Raw genomic sequence first — 16,344 nt, forward strand, 5'->3', positions numbered from 1 at the left:
CGTGTACGAGCTCTTCAAGAACCTCGGCGAGTGGCTGACCAGCGGCGAGCAGTGGTCCGGCCCCGACGGTATCGCCCACCGCCTCGCCGAGCACCTCCAGTACTCGCTCCTCGCCACCCTCATCGCGGCGGCCATCGGCCTCCCGCTCGGCCTGCTCATCGGCCACACCGGCAAGGGCGCCTTCCTCGCCATCAACCTGTCCTCGTTCGGCCGTGCCCTGCCGACCGTGGGCCTGGTCGTCCTGGTGTTCCTGGCCAGCGGCCTGTCGATGTGGCCGGTCTACGTCGCCCTGGTCGCCCTGGCGGTCCCGGCGATCGTCACCAACACCTACGCGGGCATGACCGCCGTCGACCCGGACGTGCGGGACGCGGCCCGCGGCCAGGGCATGCGCGCGCACCAGGTCCTCCTCCAGGTCGAACTCCCCCTCGCCCTTCCCCTGATCATGACGGGCCTGCGCCTGGCCCTGATCCAGGTGGTGGCCACGGCGACGATCGCCGCGTACGTCTCCTTCGGCGGCCTCGGCCGCTACGTCTTCGACGGACTCGCCCAGCGCGACCTCGTACAGGTGCTCGGCGGCGCGGTCCTCGTGGCCGTGGTCGCCGTGGTCCTCGACCTGGCCCTCGCCGGCTGCCAGCGCTTCCTCTTCCGACACCGCACTGCGTAGGGAACCGACACATGAATCGTCGTACGCTCCTCGGCGGCCTCCTGACCGCCGCCTCCGTGCCCGCCCTCGCCGCGTGCAGCAGCGGCATAACCTCCCTCGAAGGCGAGGGCACCGTCGGCGGCGGCTCAGGATCCAGCAAGGACGGCATCACCATCGGCACCGCCAACTTCACCGAGAACCAGGTCCTCGGGTACCTCTACGCGGCGGTCCTCGGCGCCGCCGGCGTCAAGACGACCGTGCGCCCCAACCTCGGCACCCGCGAGATCCTCATCCCCGCGCTCAAGGGCGGCGACATCGACCTGCTCCCCGAGTACCAGGGCGCCCTGCTCCACTACGTCGACCCGAAGTCGACGGCCACCGAGGAGGGCGAGATGCAGAACGCCCTCACCGTCGCGCTCCCGTCGGGCCTCCAGGTGCTGCCGTACGGCATGGCGGAGGACTCCGACGCCTTCGTCGTCACCCGGGAGACCGCGGACAGGTACGGCCTGCGGAGCCTCGCCGACCTCGCCGAGCACAACGGCAAGTTGATCCTCGGCGCAGCAGCCGAGGTGAAGACCCGCCAGGTCGGTGTGGTCGGCCTCAAGGAGGTGTACGGGGTGGAGTTCAAGGAGTTCAAGTCGCTCGACTCCTCCGGGCCGCTCGTCAAGGGCGCCCTGAAGAAGGGGGACGTGGACGTGGCGAACCTCTTCACCACCGACACCGACATCCAGGCCAACGACTGGGTCGTCCTCGCCGACCCGAAGAACCTCATCCCCGGCCAGCACATCGTCCCCCTGATCGCCGACCGCAAGTCCGACACGCGGGTCCGCAGGGCCCTCGCCGGACTCGGCAACGTCCTGACCACGAAGGACCTCACCGAGCTCAACCGCCAGGTGGACAAGGACAAGAAGGACCCGGAGGACGTGGCGGACGCGTACGCGAAGCAGCGGGGCCTGACGGAATGACCCCACCGGGCCCCGGTGGCGTTCCCGGCGGGGTCCGGTGGCTCCCTCCCCTTCCGACAGGGGGGCTAACCCCAGTGCCACCGCGCCCGCGGCTGCCTACCGTGGACGCCATGACTGGCAACGGAGCCCGCGACGCCGAACTCGACAAGGAACTCGCCGCCACCCTGCACGCGCGCAGGGAGCTGGGCGACGATTACGAGGCGGCGCTGGTCGACTCGTTCCTGGAGAAGGTCGAACAGCGCCTCGACGGCGCGGTGGACCGCCGGGTGCGGCGCCAGCTCGCCGAACAGCAGGTGGTCATGGCCCGCGGCGCGCGTGCACCGCAGTCCACCGACTCCTGGGGGGAGCGCTTCGGCTTCGGCGCCGTCTCCCTCGTCCTGGCCGTCCCGCTGTCGGGCATCGGCGGCGGCGTGGCGGGCCTGTCCGGCCTGCTGGTGGCCTGGGCGGGCATCGTCGGCGTCAACGCGGCCTGGGCTTTCCGCAACAGCCCCGGCTTCGGCCGCCGCGGGAAGAAGCCGAGCGGCAGCGACTGGGAAGAGTAACTCCGCCCGTAGGCCGGGCCCCGGTCTTCAACCGACGACGACCGCAACCATCAATTGAGGAACCACGACGGCGCCCCACCAGGTCCGCGAAAGCGGCGCCGGCTCAGGCGCAAAGAGGCTTGTGCGCGGGGACCGCCGCACCCCCGTTGCCGGGGGGCGGGACGACGGCGGTCCCCGCGAGGGACGCGGGCCGGGTCAGGGCCGGGCTTGCGCGTCCGTTGGCGTCCATGGAGGTCCGGGAGCCGCTCCGGAGGTCCTTGGCGCCGTTCGGCGCCGGCTGGGGCGGGGAGCCGCTCCCGCCCTGCCGACAGCCACTAATGTGCCGGACCCGTGTTAAGCGTGTGCTGCGCGAACGTGACGCGCGCGTACCACTTCCGCGAAGTTCTACGCGGGCAGACTCGCGAGGCGCGGACAGACCCACCGCACACGGGCAAACCACCGGAACCACCCGGCCGCGGCAGCGAATCCGCCCCCGTCACGAGCCGGCACCGGCCTCCGCCCCGCCGGACGCCCCTACTGCTTGCCGCCCCCCTTGGCGAGGAACGCGAGCAGGTCCTGCCTGCTGACGACCCCGGTCGGCTTGCCCTCGACGAGGACGATCGCCGCGTCGGCGCCGCCCAGCACCGACATCAGGTCCGCCACCGGCTCACCGGAACCGACCTGCGGCAGCGGCGCCGACATGTGCTTCTCCAGCGGGTCGTCGAGGGAGGCCCGCTTCGTGAACAGCGCGTCGAGCAGTTCCCGTTCGACGACGGACCCGACGACCTCCGCGGCCATCACGTCCGGGTGACCGGCGCCCGGCTTCACGATCGGCATCTGGGAGACGCCGTACTCCCGCAGCACCTCGATCGCCTGACCGACCGTCTCGTCGGGGTGCATGTGGACGAGCGAGGGGATGGAACCGCCCTCCTTGTCGTCCAGGACGTCACCGACGCGCGCGCTCGGCCCCTCGTCCTCCAGGAACCCGTAGTCGGCCATCCACTCGTCGTTGAAGATCTTGCTGAGGTACCCGCGCCCGCTGTCGGGCAGCAGCACGACCACGACGTCGTCCGGGCCGAGCCGCTCGGCGACGCGCAGCGCGGCGACGACGGCCATGCCGCACGAACCGCCCACCAGCAGGCCCTCCTCCTTGGCGAGCCGCCGGGTCATCTGGAAGGAGTCCTTGTCGGACACGGCGACGATCTCGTCGGCGACGGTCCGGTCGTACGCGGTCGGCCAGAAGTCCTCGCCGACGCCCTCCACGAGGTACGGCCGCCCGGACCCGCCGGAGTACACGGACCCCTCGGGGTCGGCGCCGACGACCCGCACCCTGCCCTCACTGACGTCCTTCAGGTACCGCCCGGTACCGGAAATGGTGCCTCCGGTGCCGACTCCCGCCACGAAGTGCGTGATCTTCCCTTCCGTCTGCTCCCACAGCTCGGGGCCGGTGGAGTGGTAGTGGGAGAGCGGGTTGTTGGGGTTGGAGTACTGGTCGGGCTTCCACGCCCCCGGGGTCTCCCGCACCAGCCGGTCGGAGACGTTGTAGTACGAGTCGGGGTGCTCGGGGTCCACGGCCGTCGGGCACACGACGACCTCGGCACCGTAGGCGCGCAGTACGTTGATCTTGTCGGTGCTCACCTTGTCGGGGCACACGAAGATGCACTTGTACCCCTTCTGCTGGGCGACGATCGCGAGCCCGACGCCGGTGTTTCCGCTGGTCGGTTCGACGATGGTCCCGCCCGGCTTCAGCTCGCCGCTCTGCTCGGCCGCCTCGATCATGCGCAGGGCGATGCGGTCCTTCACCGAACCGCCGGGGTTGAAGTACTCCACCTTGGCCAGGACGGTCGCCTGGATGCCCGTGGTCACGCTGTTGAGCCTCACCAGCGGGGTGTTGCCGACGAGGCTGATCATCGAGTCGTGGAATTGCACCGTTGTCTCCGGAGCTGCACAAAGGACGGGTTGTATGGTTCCGCCAGCGTAAGCCCCCTCGGCGTCCGTTCACGCCCTGTTGAGATTGGCCCACGCCCTGTGCGGGGCATGGAGGGGGTGTACGGCTACGAGGAGGTGGCGGCGTCGCATGACGAGCATGTCGAGGGCGCGGGTGGCCCGGCGCATCGCCGCGGGAGCGGCGTACGGCGGCGGTGGGATCGGGCTGCTGGGCGCGGCGGCCGTGGGAGTGGTGCTGGCCGAGGTGCAGATGGCCAAGCGCGTCGTGGGCAACGGCCACAGTCCGCAGCCGCCCAGCGCGGAGGGTCTCTACGGACGCGCGTACGAAACTCCTGACGACCCCCCGATCCTGCTCACCATGCTCGGCGACTCCACGGCGGCCGGGCAGGGCGTGCACCGGGCACGCCAGACTCCGGGCGCCCTGCTGGCCTCGGGGCTCGCGGCGGTGGCGGAACGGCCGGTGCGGTTGCGGAACGTGGCGCTGTCCGGGGCCCAGTCGGACGACCTGGACCGGCAGGTGTCGCTGGTCCTGACGGAGTCGGACCAGGTCCCCGACATCTGCGTCATCATGATCGGCGCGAACGACGTCACCCACCGGATGCCGCCGACCCGCTCGGTCCGCCACCTTTCGAGCGCGGTACGGCGCCTGCGCACGGCGGGCGCGGAGGTGGTCGTGGGCACCTGTCCCGACCTGGGCACGATCGAGCCGGTCCAGCAGCCGTTGCGCTGGCTGGCCAGGCGGGCGTCGCGCCAGCTGGCCGCGGCCCAGACGATCGGCACGGTCGAGCAGGGCGGGCGAACCGTTTCGCTCGGCGACCTGCTGGGTCCGGAGTTCGCGGCGAACCCGCGGGAGCTCTTCGGCCCCGACAGCTACCACCCCTCCGCCGAGGGCTACGCGACGGCGGCGATGGCCGTCCTGCCCACGGTCTGCGCGGCGCTGGGCCTGTGGCCGGAGGAGGAGCGGCCGGACGTGTCCCGCCGCGAGGGGTTCCTGCCGGTGGCCCGGGCCGCGGCGGAGGCCGCGTCGGAGGCGGGTACGGAGGTCGCCGCGGCGATGCCCACGGGGCCACGGGGCCCGTGGGCCCTCCTCAAGCGCCGCCGCCGGCGCCGCGTCCCGGCAACGGACCCGACCCCGGCCCCGGCCTCGGAGCCGTCCGCCTGAGCCCCGGGGATTGGTTTCGCCCCCGCCGCCCCTACCCGTCCCGTCCCCGGGGCTCCGCCCCGGACCCCGCTCCTCGAACGCCGGAGGGTCTGACATTCAGCTGACCCGACCGGGGGGGCATGGGGGCGGGGCCCCCGGCATGGGACGGGCAGGGGCGGCGGGGGCGAGAAAAGCAAGCGCTTAGAAAAATGCGTCGGGGCTCACACCGCCACGCCCGTGACCTTGACCGTACGTACGGGTAACTTCCCACACAGCCCTGCCCACCCGTACTACGAAACGCCAATGGAGCCGTGATGCCCGAAGCCGTCATCGTCTCAGCCGCCCGCTCCCCCATCGGCCGCGCTTTCAAGGGCTCCCTGAAGGACCTGCGCCCCGACGACCTCACCGCCACGATCATCCAGGCCGCGCTCGACAAGGTCCCCTCACTGGACCCGAAGGACATCGACGACCTGATGCTCGGCTGCGGCCTCCCCGGCGGCGAGCAGGGCCACAACCTCGGCCGCGTCGTCGCCGTGCAGATGGGCATGGACCACCTCCCGGGCTGCACCATCACCCGCTACTGCTCCTCGTCGCTCCAGACGTCCCGTATGGCCCTGCACGCCATCAAGGCGGGCGAGGGCGACGTCTTCATCTCTGCGGGCGTGGAGATGGTCAGCCGCAGCGTGAAGGGCACCTCCGACGGCATGCCCGACACCCACAACCCGCTCTTCGCCGACGCCGAGGCCCGCACCGCGCAGGTCGCCGAGTCCGAGGGCGCGACCTGGCACGACCCGCGCGAGGACGGCCTGCTCCCCGACCCGTACATCGCGATGGGCCAGACCGCCGAGAACCTGGCCCGCTCCTGGGGCGTCACCCGCCAGGACATGGACGAGTTCGGCGTCCGCTCGCAGAACCTCGCCGAGGAGGCCATCAAGAAGGGCTTCTGGGAGCGCGAGATCACCCCGGTGACGCTCCCCGACGGCACGGTGGTGAGCAAGGACGACGGCCCCCGCCCGGGCGTCACCCTGGAGGGCGTCCAGGGCCTCAAGCCGGTCTTCCGCCCGGACGGACTGGTCACGGCCGGCAACTGCTGCCCCCTCAACGACGGCGCCGCCGCCCTCGTCATCATGTCCGACACGAAGGCGCGCGAGCTCGGCCTGACCCCGCTCGCCCGGATCGTCTCCACGGGTGTCTCCGGCCTCTCCCCCGAGATCATGGGCTACGGCCCGGTCGAGGCCAGCCGCCAGGCCCTGTCCCGCGCGGGCCTCACCATCGACGACATCGACCTGGTCGAGATCAACGAGGCCTTCGCCGCCCAGGTGATCCCCTCCTACCGCGACCTGAACATCCCGCTGGACAAGCTGAACGTGAACGGCGGCGCCATCGCCGTCGGCCACCCCTTCGGCATGACCGGCGCCCGCATCACCGCCACGCTGATCAACTCGCTCCAGTTCCACGACAAGCAGTTCGGCCTGGAGACGATGTGCGTCGGTGGCGGCCAGGGCATGGCCATGGTCATCGAGCGCCTCAGCTGAAGCCACGGCTGAAGCCGTCGGCGAACCAAGCCGTCGGCGAGCCAGCCTCTCGGCCGGACCAACCCCTCGGCCGGACCCCTCGGTCACTCCTGCTGGACCCAGCGTGACCCCCTGGCCCGGGACCTCGGCACCGCCGGGATTCCGGGCCGTTTTGTGACCCAATCTCCCTCAGGATGTGACCTATCTCCCCCGGAAGAGTGATGCAGCAGGTCAGAGCCGTTTCACCGCCGGGCATCGGACCAGTCTCCCTGTCCGTTTCGTGACGTTACGCACTGACAGCGGGTTAGTCCGCCCTTCAAGCTGATGTAGGAAGTCGGGGGTCGACTTTGAACCGGGAGTACGTCAGTGAGCGCCATGCCGATTGCCCTGCTGCTCACCACGGCCGCCGCCACGGTCGTGGGCGTCGCCGTGCTGCGCGGCCTGCGGGGGCTGCGCCGACAGGTCGCGGCCCTGCACACCGAGCTCGTCGCGAGCCGTGCCACGAGCGCGCGGCCCGTCGTACCCGCCGCCCGCCCGGCCTCGGACACGGACGAGATACGCGCTGCCGTGGCCGAGGCGCTCGCGGAGGAGCGGGAGCGGGAGCTGGCCGAGGCGAGGGCGTTCTGGGCCGCCCAGGAGGCACGTGACGCCTCCGACGCGCCCTCCTCACTGCTGGGCCTCCCCGACAGCGAGCCGTACCTGGCGCGCCAGTCGGACTTCGCGGGTCTGGAGCACCTGGAGCCGGTGCCCGAGCCGAGCATGGAGGGCGACGAGTTCCCCGGCGACTCCCCGGAGCTGGCCGCGGCCCGCCGCCGTCACCCCTCCCACCCGGACTTCGTTCCGTCCCCGCCGCCGGTCGGGAACGACCACGAGCGCACGGTTTCCTGTCTGGAGGAGCTCGCCTCCTCGCGCACCGAACTGACCGACGTGCGCCCGGGCCCGCTGGGCACCCTCGACGTGTACGTCTTCGCCGACGGCACCACCCTGTGCATGACCCCGGGCCACCGCGAGACCGCCGAACGCCTGGCCGCGGCCCTGCGCGCCGGCCACACCCCCGTCCTCCTGGGCGGCTCGGGCATCTCGGGCGCCTACACGCTGACGTTCCGGTGCGGCGAGGAAAGCGTCTACATCCTGGCGGACAGGGTCATCGCGTCGCTTTAGGGCCGCTTCAGGGCGCCTTCCAGGGCCGCTCGGGTGAGTAGTCCGTGCTTCTCATGGCGCGCGGGGCGCGAGGTGTCCAGGGGCGCGGGGAACCGCACGAGTTTCCAGTGGCGCGGGGAACCGCGCGACCAGCCACGGACAGCCCGCACCCGCGAACACACCAGGCGCCCTACGGCGAACAAGCGGCCCGCAGGCCGCCCGTCGCCCACTCACACTCCGGCCCGCTTCTGCGCCTGCTCGACCAACCCCACCGCCTCCGCCAGCTCACCCTCACTTCTCAGCACAACCGCGAGATCGTTCCCCGCGACCATGATCTGATCGGCCACCGCGAACATCCCCGCGTCCGGCATCTCCCGCGGCTGCGCGTCCGGGTCCTCCAGCCGCTGGGCACGCAGTGCCAATTCCCTGGCCAGCGCCAGTGCCTCAGCGGCAGCGCCCCGCTGCAGCCGGCTCTGGGGAGCAGCCCTCAAACGATCGGCGAAATGGTCCACCGCGCGGGTCAGAGGCGTCGTATCAAGCACGCCGCGAGACTACGCGTCCCCACCGGAGTGTTGCCAACACGCCAACGCTCAGGCACCGTGACCTGAAGGACCGGCTTACATTCCATGCGTCCGGAGGCGCCGATGTCCCAAGTCTTCTCCGAGGAGACCCATCGCAATCTGCTCGCCCGCATCCCCCACTGCACCGGTCGTGAAGTCTCCGACTGGCTTCGCGCTGTCGACGAAGGCCCCGCTCTCTTCAATTTCGAGGAGAAGGTCAGCTGGCTCCGGCACGAGCACAACCTCGCGTACGGCCACGCCAAGGCGATCATCCACGAGTACGACCTGAGGAGGGCCGCGCGGAAACTGCTCTGAGCGCGCTCCACCGGCACGCCGAGCACCGGACAAGACGAAGGGCCCCGGGAGTGGCACTCCCGGGGCCCTTCACTGCGCTACGACGTCACCGGGCTCACCAGGACGCCGGACCGCCGCGGACCGGATCAGTCGTCGCCGCTGAAGATGGCGACCAGCCGCAGCATCTCGATGTAGATCCACACGAGGGTCATGGTCAGGCCGAACGCGGCCAGCCAGGCCTCCTCGCGCGGGGCGCCGTAGGCGATGCCGTCCTCGATCTGCTTGAAGTCGAGGGTGAGGAAGAAGGCACCCAGCAGGATCGCGAGGATGCCGACGATCGCGCCGAGCGGACCCATGCTGCGCAGGCCGCCGTCCTCGGCGACGCCGAACACGACCAGCAGCAGGTTGACCGCCATGACCAGCACGAAGGCGATGGCGATGGTCATGCCGATGCGCGCGTACCGCGCGGTGACACGGACCCAGCCCGCCTTGTAGACCAGCAGAGTGGCGCCGGTCACGGCCATCGTGCCGAGCACCGCCTGGAAGGGCGCGCCGGACCACTGCGAGTTGAACATCTCGCTGATCACGCCGAGGAAGACGCCCTCGAAGGCGGCGTACGACAGGATCAGCGCGGGAGAGGCCTTGCGCTTGAAGCTCTGCACGAGGGCGAGGACCATCGCGACGAGCGCGGCGCCGATGGCCAGGCCCCAGCTGCTGGGCGACACCGGCAGGAGGGCCCACGCCAGGACGGCGCCGACGACGACCGTGCCGAGCGTCATGGCCGAGCGGACGACGACGTCGTCCATCGTCATGCCGCCGGTACGGACCGGGGCCTGCGGCGGGGCGCCGTACTGCTGGTCCTGCTGGGCGTACGGGTTCGTCGCGTAGGGGTTGCCGCCCTGCTGGGCGTAGGGGTTGCCCTGGGTGCCGACAGCTGCTCCCCCGGCCTGCGGCGCGGTGTTGAAGCCCGCGTAGCCGTTGTCGCGGCTGAACCCCCGTCGCGAGAAGACCGGGTTGCTGCTCCTCATTTCACTCCTCCATGGCCACCCTGCGTGGCCTTGGCCTCAAGAGTAATAGGTAGGCAAAGGATTGACCCTAGTGCTTGGGGAGGATCTTTCCCTCGTCGTGACCCCAAACACGCTACGCGTCTGCGTGATTCCCCACACTGGCCGTCCTCATCCATGACCAACCCGGTACGTGTCCGGAACCGTCCGGAGATCAACGGTACGTCGCCCGACGGGACCAAGTCGGCCGGGACTGCTCCACACGCGTTCCAGGACGGTCCGTCCGAACGGACGGAGATCGCGCCGTCCGCCGCTCACGTTCGCGCCGCACGGGCACGACGTCCGGCGGGTCGGCCCGGCCCTGGCCGACCCGCCGGACGTCGTCCGCACGGCGCGAACGGCTTGAACGGCTTGAACGGCTTGAGCGGAGCGAATTGAGCGCTAGAGACTACCGGGCGGCAGCTTCTCGCCCTCTTCCGCGGCGATCACCCCACACATGAGGTACCGGTAACCGGAATTCCACAGCTGATCGTCATACCATGCCCAGAGGTCATGTTCCTCGTTTTTGTATTTGACACCGAACTCGTTCGAGCACAGCCCATAGGCCCGACCGGTCAACTCCTCGAAACTGATACCTTTCGGCGCTTCCACGAAACCTACGACCTGCTGCTCGTGGGCACGCTTGCATGACTGGAGAATCCATACGAAGAAATCTCCCCTGTCCTCGGTGTCGAAGCAATCACCGATCATGCTGTTGCTCATGCGGAATTCATCGCCATACGTGCGGAAAGACCCCACCGGCCCCATCAGAGGACCGGACTTGTTGAAGACAAGGCATGCCATGTGGTGGAGACCGCTGTCCCACCCGGCCCGGCTCGGCGGGAGCGCGTAGGCGCGGGCGTCGGCCATCTTGTCGACGACATCGCGAATCGCCCCCTCACAGAACGCCTGACCGTCCGCCCTCGCGTTCTCCAGCGAGGTCTGCTCGACAACGTCGACGACCTGCCCGTCCGGAGATGCCTTGCCGCAGTCCACCACGCCGAGTTCGGGCTGGCCCTGGAACCTGCCGGAGTTCCAGGACGCCGAGACGCACTCCCCACGTTTCAGGGCCCGTTCCAGGCCGACCCTCCCGCCGTACGGCCCGACGGGGCCCGTCTCCGTAGCGCTGGTCGTGGTGGGTGCCGGTGCCTGCCGCGCGGTCTCATCACCGTCGAGCAGGGACGCTCCCGCCCACAGCGCGGCACCGGCGACAAGGAGCACGGCGAGCACGGCGCCGACCAGGATCACCGGCCCCTTCTTCCGCCGGTGCCACCAGTTGCCGCCGTCTCGCCCCTCCCTGAACGCTCCCCCGCCTCCGGCCCCACCCCGCGCGCCAAGAACCCTCTCCGCCTTGCCCTCATCGGCTCCGACTGCGACGGTGGGCACCTTTTCGGGCGTACCCCGCCGATGCGTTGCGCTGATCTCCTCCAGCCTGCGGGCCGCTTCCTCCCCGTCGATGCGGTGAGCGGGATCCTTCTCCAACAGGCCGAGCAGGACGGGCCTCAGCTCATCCGCCCGTTCCGCCGGCGGAGGTTCCTCGAAGAGCAATGCTGTCAGGGTGGCGGATTCCAAGTCGCGGTCGAACGGACCCCTGCCCTCGACGGCGAAGTAAAGCGTCGAACCAAGGGAGAAAAGATCGGATGCGGGACTGGGCGGTGCGCCTCTGGCCCGTTCCGGAGCCAGGAAACCAGGAGTGCCGACAATGCCCGAGGTACCGGTCAGACGTGGCTGCCCCGACTCCGGCTGCAGAGCGATTCCGTAGTCGGCGAGCATCACCTTTCCGGCGCTCTCTTTGTAACGCGCGGCGCGCGGCTCAGGGCGTGTGAGCAGGATGTTGGCGGGTTTGACATCTCTGTGGAGGATGCCGAGCCGGTGACCTTCCACGAGGGCGTCAGCGACAGCCGCACCAATGCGGGCCACCTCAGCGGGAGGCAGTGGCCCCTGTTCACGTACGACCTTGTCCAGATCCGTCGCATGAGGCACGAACTCCATGACGATCCACGGCAACCCGTCCTCCTCCACGACATCGTGGACCGTGGCCACATGCGGATGATCCCGCAGACGGGCGGCATGCCGGGCCTCGCTGCGAGCTCGCGCGATCCGGGCGGCGATGTCCTCCTCGTTCGCACCGACCGGCTGGGCGATCTCCTTCAGTGCGACCTCGCAGGCCAGCTCCAAGTCGTAGGCGAGCCACACCTGACCCATTCCGCCCGCCCCGAGGCTGTGGATCAGCCGGTAACGCCCGGCGATCACACGTCCGGCTCCTTCGCCCGTCGCTGCCATCGTCGCCTCCCAGGACGCTGACCACGGACCGGCGGCCAAGCCACCGAAGGCCCGCCCTTCATTCGACCTTAGATTTGACGTTAAATGGCTGCAAATCGCATTTAGTTGACGTGTGGACGAGAGGAGCCCCACCGCTCCTGCGCGGCCCCTGCGGGCCTCCCGCATCACGGCGCTCACCTCGCTGTCAGCGCCGGCGTTCGTGCGGGCCTACCCCAGCCGGCCGGTGCCCGCATGCCGGGAAGCGGCCACCTCCGCTTCACGCGGGGCGCCCACCAGTGCCGGTTTTGTTCCTGAACGCGCGGTTTACGCAGCAGAACCTTTTTCACCGAACCGAAGCGCCGAGCAGGGTTGGGGAGCGTTCTCGCGGTGTTCCCTTGCCGGGAAAGAGGTGCGGCGCCTTCCGACCGTCCTGGCCGGCGAGGCGCCGTGAGGCGGTTGGTGCCCGGAACCGGACTTGAACCGGTACGCCCGCGAGGGGCAGCGAGGTTTAAGCTCGCCGTGTCTGCATTCCACCATCCGGGCAGGCCATGGGCTCCGCATCGAGGTTCCGAGCCTATCGGGACCCATCCCCCGAACAGCGGAAGAGCGGACCGATGTTGTCTTATTTTATTGACGTCTGAGGGTGCATCAGCACCCGGTACGCGCCATCCGCACTTGCCAATAGCCTTTCGGACCACGTGACCCCTCGTATGCGGAATGACGGAATTTCACCGCCCGAACGAGGGGTCTCCACAGCGCCCGCCGTGCTGACGAGGTGACTCGTGTCGCCAAAACCCCGTCCTCCGGCGCACCGCGCCGTCGCTTCCTCAGCTGTGCCCGTCATACCCAGGTATGACACGGCGTCGGCCTGTCCGCCCACAGACTGCCTCCGGAACCGGAACAGCGGCTGACTACACGGCGTCCGGCGGCCCGGACGATGGAACCCGTTGCCCGAACGCCGTCGTTCCGACAGGAGCTCCTCTCGTGACCACCACTCCCATCGCCGACCGGACCACCGCCGTGGCCGCTCGCGCCACGGACCTCTCCAAGGTCTACGGACAGGCCGAGACCCAGGTGGTCGCCCTGGACCGGGTCAGTGTCGACTTCGGGCAGGCACGGTTCACCGCGATCATGGGCCCGTCGGGCTCCGGAAAGTCCACGCTGATGCACTGTGTGGCGGGACTGGACTCCTTCTCCTCCGGCTCCGTGCGCATCGGGGACACCGAATTGGGGTCCCTGAAGGACAAGCAGCTCACCAAGTTGCGCCGGGACAAGATCGGCTTCATCTTCCAGGCGTTCAACCTGCTGCCGACCCTGACCGCGCTGGAGAACATCACGCTCCCGATGGACATCGCGGGCCGTAAACCGGACAAGCAGTGGCTCGACACCGTCATCCGGATGGTCGGTCTCTCCGATCGTCTGTCCCACCGTCCCGCCCAGCTCTCCGGCGGGCAGCAGCAGCGTGTCGCGGTGGCCCGTGCGCTCGCCTCGAAGCCGGACATCATCTTCGGCGACGAGCCCACCGGCAACCTCGACTCCCGTTCCGGCGCGGAGGTGCTGGGGTTCCTGCGCAACTCGGTCCGCGAACTCGGCCAGACCGTCGTCATGGTGACCCACGATCCGGTCGCCGCCGCGTACGCCGACCGTGTGATCTTCCTTGCCGACGGGCGGATCGTCGACGAGATGTACCAGCCGACGGCGGACAACGTCCTCGACTTCATGAAGCAGTTCGACGCGAAGGGCCGCACCAGCTGATGTTCCGCACCGCCCTGCGCAACGTTCTCGCGCACAAGGCCCGGCTCCTGATGACCGTGCTCGCCGTCATGCTCGGCGTCGCCTTCGTCTCCGGCACCCTGGTCTTCGCCGACACCCTCTCCAACGCCTTCCGCAACCAGTCGGCGAAGAGCTACGACGACGTCGCCGTCTCCGTCACCTCGCACGCCGACCCCGACAACCCCAAGGAAGAGCCCGGCCTCTCCCGGAAGACCCTCGACGAGATCACCGCCGTCGACGGCGTCGCCGGTGCGTACGGCCGCGTCGAGGGCTTCGCCGGGGTCGCCGACCCCGACGGGAAGCTGATCGGCGTCGGCTGGTCCAACAAGGGCTCCAACTTCGCCCCCGGCAAGGACGGCAAGGACAGCGCCTACACCTTCACCGACGGCTCCGGCCCGGTGAAGGACGATCAGATCGCCCTGGACGAGGAGTCCGCGACCAAGGGCGAGTACCAGGTCGGCGACCGGGTGCGCGTCGCCACCAACGGCCCGGTGAAGGAGTACACCCTCAGCGGTGTCTTCACCACCGAGGACGGCGCCGTGAACGCCGGCGGCAGCCTCGTCCTCTTCGACACTGCGGTCGCCCAGAAGCAGTACCTCAAGCCCGGTTACTTCGAGAGCGTCACCGTCACCGCCGCCCCCGGCGCGTCCGACGCGAAGATCCTGGACGCGGTCAAGCCGCTGCTGCCCGACACCGCCGAGGCCCAGACCGGTAAGGCGCTCGCGGACGAGCAGGCCGGGCAGATCGAGCAGGAAATGGGCAACCTCAAGCAGGTCCTGCTCGGGTTCGCCGGTATCGCGCTGTTCGTCGGGATCTTCCTGATCTCCAACACCTTCACGATGCTGGTCGCCCAACGCACCAAGGAGATCGCCCTGATGCGCGCCGTCGGTGCGTCGCGCAAGCAGATCACCCGCTCGGTGCTCGCCGAGGCCGCGGTGGTCGGCCTGGTCGCCTCCCTGATCGGCTTCGTCCTCGGCATCGGTCTCGCGGTCGGACTGCGCTCCGGCATGGCCGCGTTCGAGATGAAGATCCCGGACGGTCCGCTGGTCGTGTCCGTCACGCCGGTGATCGCCGCGATCGTGGTCGGCGTGCTGATCACGATGTTCGCCGCCTGGCTGCCCGGCCGCCGGGCCGCGAAGATCCCGCCGGTGGCGGCCATGAACAGCCTCCACGCGGTGGCCACCACCAAGTCGCTGGTGCTGCGCAACTCCATCGGCGCGGCCATCACCGCACTCGGCGCCGCCGGGATCGTGCTGGGCGCCTCGACCGGCGGCGGCGACGGCCGGACGTACATCGGGGCGGGCGCGTTCTTCGCGCTGGTCGGCGTGATCATCCTGATCCCGCTGCTGTCCCGGCCCGTGATCGCGCTCGTCCGCCCGCTGCTCGTCGGCCCCTTCGGAGTGGCCGGCAAACTGGCCGGCCAGAACGCGGTCCGCAACCCGCGCCGTACCGGAGCCACCGCCTCGGCGCTGGCGATCGGACTGACGCTGGTGACCGGTCTGTCGGTGATCGGCATCACCGTCGGCACCGCCATCGACAAGATGACCACGGACAACATCAAGGCCGACTACATGGTCTCGATGGCGAACGGCGGGGACCTCGACCAGTCCGCGCTGACGGCGCTGGAGAAGGCCAAGGGCGTCTCCGCGGTCTCCCCGCAGCAGGACGCCTACCTCCAGGTCAAGGACGACTATGTGTCCGCCTCCGCGGTCACCCCGGGCGACATCCAGCGGGTCCTGAACGTCGACGTCGTCAGCGGCAACGTCGACTCGCTCGCGAAGGGACAGATCGCGGTCGCCGAGAAGACGGCGAAGAGCAAGGGCTGGAAGCCCGGCGACAGCATCCCCTTCACCTTCGCCGACGAGAAGAAGGCCACGCTGACGGTCGGCGCCGTCTACAAGGACAGCGAGTTCCTCTCCCCCGTCCTCATCGACACCAAGGTGGTGAACGAGCACGAGGCGAAGCCGTACATCCGGCAGATCTTCGTGAAGGTCGACGGCGGCCAGTCCTCGGCGAACGAGAAGGTCCTCATCGACGCGCTGGGCGACAACCCCGCGATCACCGTCATGGACCGGCAGGACATCCGCAACGAGTTCGGCGGCGCCATCAACACCCTGCTGAACATCATGTACGGCCTGCTGGCGATGGCCCTGATCATCGCGGTGCTGGGCGTCGTCAACACCCTCGCGATGTCGGTCTTCGAGCGGCAGCAGGAGATCGGCATGCTGCGGGCGATCGGTCTCGACCGGCGCCGCGTGAAGCGGATGGTCCGGCTGGAGGCCGTGGTCATCTCGGTGTTCGGCGCGGTGGTCGGCATCGGTCTCGGCTCGTTCCTCGGCTGGGCGATCGGCGAGACCATCAAGGAGGAGATCCCGGGCTACGCGCTGGTCCTGCCCTGGGACCGGATCGGGATCTTCCTGGTGCTGGCCGGTCTGGTGGGCGTCCTGGCCGCGATGTGGCCGGCCCGCAACGCCGCGAAGCTCAACATGCTGAACGCGATCAAGGCCGAGTAGCGCCTCGACGCACCGAAGGGCCGGGTCC

At 69.7% G+C, this 16,344-nt stretch carries 13 protein-coding genes and 1 tRNA gene; 9 read left to right on the plus strand and 5 right to left on the minus strand.

Going from position 1 to position 16,344, the window contains the following annotated elements; all coding sequences use genetic code 11:
• The first annotated feature begins 1 nt into the window (after position 1).
• The 3 genes from ACZ49J_RS23770 (at position 2) to ACZ49J_RS23780 (ending at position 2,150) form a co-directional block, all read left to right on the plus strand.
• Positions 2–664: an ABC transporter permease gene (locus ACZ49J_RS23770; RefSeq protein ID WP_467452771.1), complete on the plus strand. Its 663-nt coding sequence runs from the start codon at positions 2–4 to the stop codon at positions 662–664.
• Positions 665–675: 11 nt separating this feature from the next.
• On the plus strand, positions 676–1,608 hold the full coding sequence (locus ACZ49J_RS23775) for an ABC transporter substrate-binding protein (protein WP_467452678.1): 933 nt from the start codon (positions 676–678) through the stop codon (positions 1,606–1,608).
• Between the two features lie 110 nt (positions 1,609–1,718).
• Positions 1,719–2,150: a hypothetical protein gene (locus ACZ49J_RS23780; RefSeq protein ID WP_467452676.1), complete on the plus strand. Its 432-nt coding sequence runs from the start codon at positions 1,719–1,721 to the stop codon at positions 2,148–2,150.
• 513 nt (positions 2,151–2,663) lie between these two features.
• Here the strand turns inward: ACZ49J_RS23780 and ACZ49J_RS23785 are convergent.
• Positions 2,664–4,058 (minus strand): cystathionine beta-synthase, encoded by a 1,395-nt coding sequence (locus ACZ49J_RS23785; RefSeq protein WP_467452675.1) that lies wholly within the window; start codon positions 4,056–4,058, stop codon positions 2,664–2,666.
• 148 nt (positions 4,059–4,206) lie between these two features.
• Here ACZ49J_RS23785 and ACZ49J_RS23790 point away from each other — a divergent pair, with 148 nt between their 5' ends.
• The 3 genes from ACZ49J_RS23790 (at position 4,207) to ACZ49J_RS23800 (ending at position 7,892) form a co-directional block, all read left to right on the plus strand.
• A complete protein-coding gene (locus ACZ49J_RS23790) occupies positions 4,207–5,238 on the plus strand; it encodes an SGNH/GDSL hydrolase family protein (protein WP_467452673.1) in 1,032 nt (343 codons plus the stop codon).
• 293 nt (positions 5,239–5,531) lie between these two features.
• The gene (locus ACZ49J_RS23795) at positions 5,532–6,752 is read left to right on the plus strand and encodes an acetyl-CoA C-acetyltransferase (RefSeq protein WP_467452672.1); all 1,221 of its coding nucleotides are present in this window, start codon (positions 5,532–5,534) and stop codon (positions 6,750–6,752) included.
• 354 nt (positions 6,753–7,106) lie between these two features.
• The gene (locus tag ACZ49J_RS23800) at positions 7,107–7,892 is read left to right on the plus strand and encodes a hypothetical protein (protein ID WP_467452671.1); all 786 of its coding nucleotides are present in this window, start codon (positions 7,107–7,109) and stop codon (positions 7,890–7,892) included.
• Positions 7,893–8,101: 209 nt separating this feature from the next.
• Here ACZ49J_RS23800 and ACZ49J_RS23805 read toward each other — a convergent pair whose 3' ends face one another.
• Positions 8,102–8,413 (minus strand): hypothetical protein, encoded by a 312-nt coding sequence (locus tag ACZ49J_RS23805; protein ID WP_467452670.1) that lies wholly within the window; start codon positions 8,411–8,413, stop codon positions 8,102–8,104.
• A 102-nt stretch (positions 8,414–8,515) separates the two neighbouring features.
• On the opposite strand from ACZ49J_RS23805, the gene ACZ49J_RS23810 reads away from it, so the two are divergent.
• Positions 8,516–8,746 (plus strand): DUF4287 domain-containing protein, encoded by a 231-nt coding sequence (locus tag ACZ49J_RS23810; protein ID WP_467452669.1) that lies wholly within the window; start codon positions 8,516–8,518, stop codon positions 8,744–8,746.
• Between the two features lie 125 nt (positions 8,747–8,871).
• On the opposite strand, the gene ACZ49J_RS23815 is transcribed toward ACZ49J_RS23810, so the two are convergent.
• The 3 genes from ACZ49J_RS23815 to ACZ49J_RS23825 all read right to left on the minus strand — a co-directional run bounded on the left by ACZ49J_RS23815 (position 8,872) and on the right by ACZ49J_RS23825 (position 12,573).
• Positions 8,872–9,753, minus strand: a complete 882-nt coding sequence (locus tag ACZ49J_RS23815; RefSeq protein WP_467452668.1) for a Bax inhibitor-1/YccA family protein — start codon at positions 9,751–9,753, stop codon at positions 8,872–8,874.
• A 417-nt stretch (positions 9,754–10,170) separates the two neighbouring features.
• Complete coding sequence (locus tag ACZ49J_RS23820; protein ID WP_467452666.1) at positions 10,171–12,021, minus strand: serine/threonine-protein kinase; 1,851 nt, start codon at positions 12,019–12,021, stop codon at positions 10,171–10,173.
• A gap of 466 nt (positions 12,022–12,487) precedes the next feature.
• Positions 12,488–12,573, minus strand: a tRNA-Leu gene (locus tag ACZ49J_RS23825).
• Between the two features lie 441 nt (positions 12,574–13,014).
• Here ACZ49J_RS23825 and ACZ49J_RS23830 point away from each other — a divergent pair.
• Positions 13,015–13,785 carry an ABC transporter ATP-binding protein gene (locus tag ACZ49J_RS23830; RefSeq protein WP_467452664.1) on the plus strand — a complete coding sequence of 257 codons (771 nt, stop codon included), beginning with the start codon at positions 13,015–13,017 and terminating at the stop codon, positions 13,783–13,785.
• Positions 13,785–16,316, plus strand: coding sequence for an ABC transporter permease (locus ACZ49J_RS23835; RefSeq protein WP_467452661.1), 2,532 nt, complete (start codon positions 13,785–13,787; stop codon positions 16,314–16,316). The genes ACZ49J_RS23830 and ACZ49J_RS23835 overlap by 1 nt, the downstream gene beginning before the upstream one ends.
• Positions 16,317–16,344: the final 28 nt, after the last annotated feature.

This window comes from Streptomyces sp. NPDC030840, assembly GCF_055572015.1.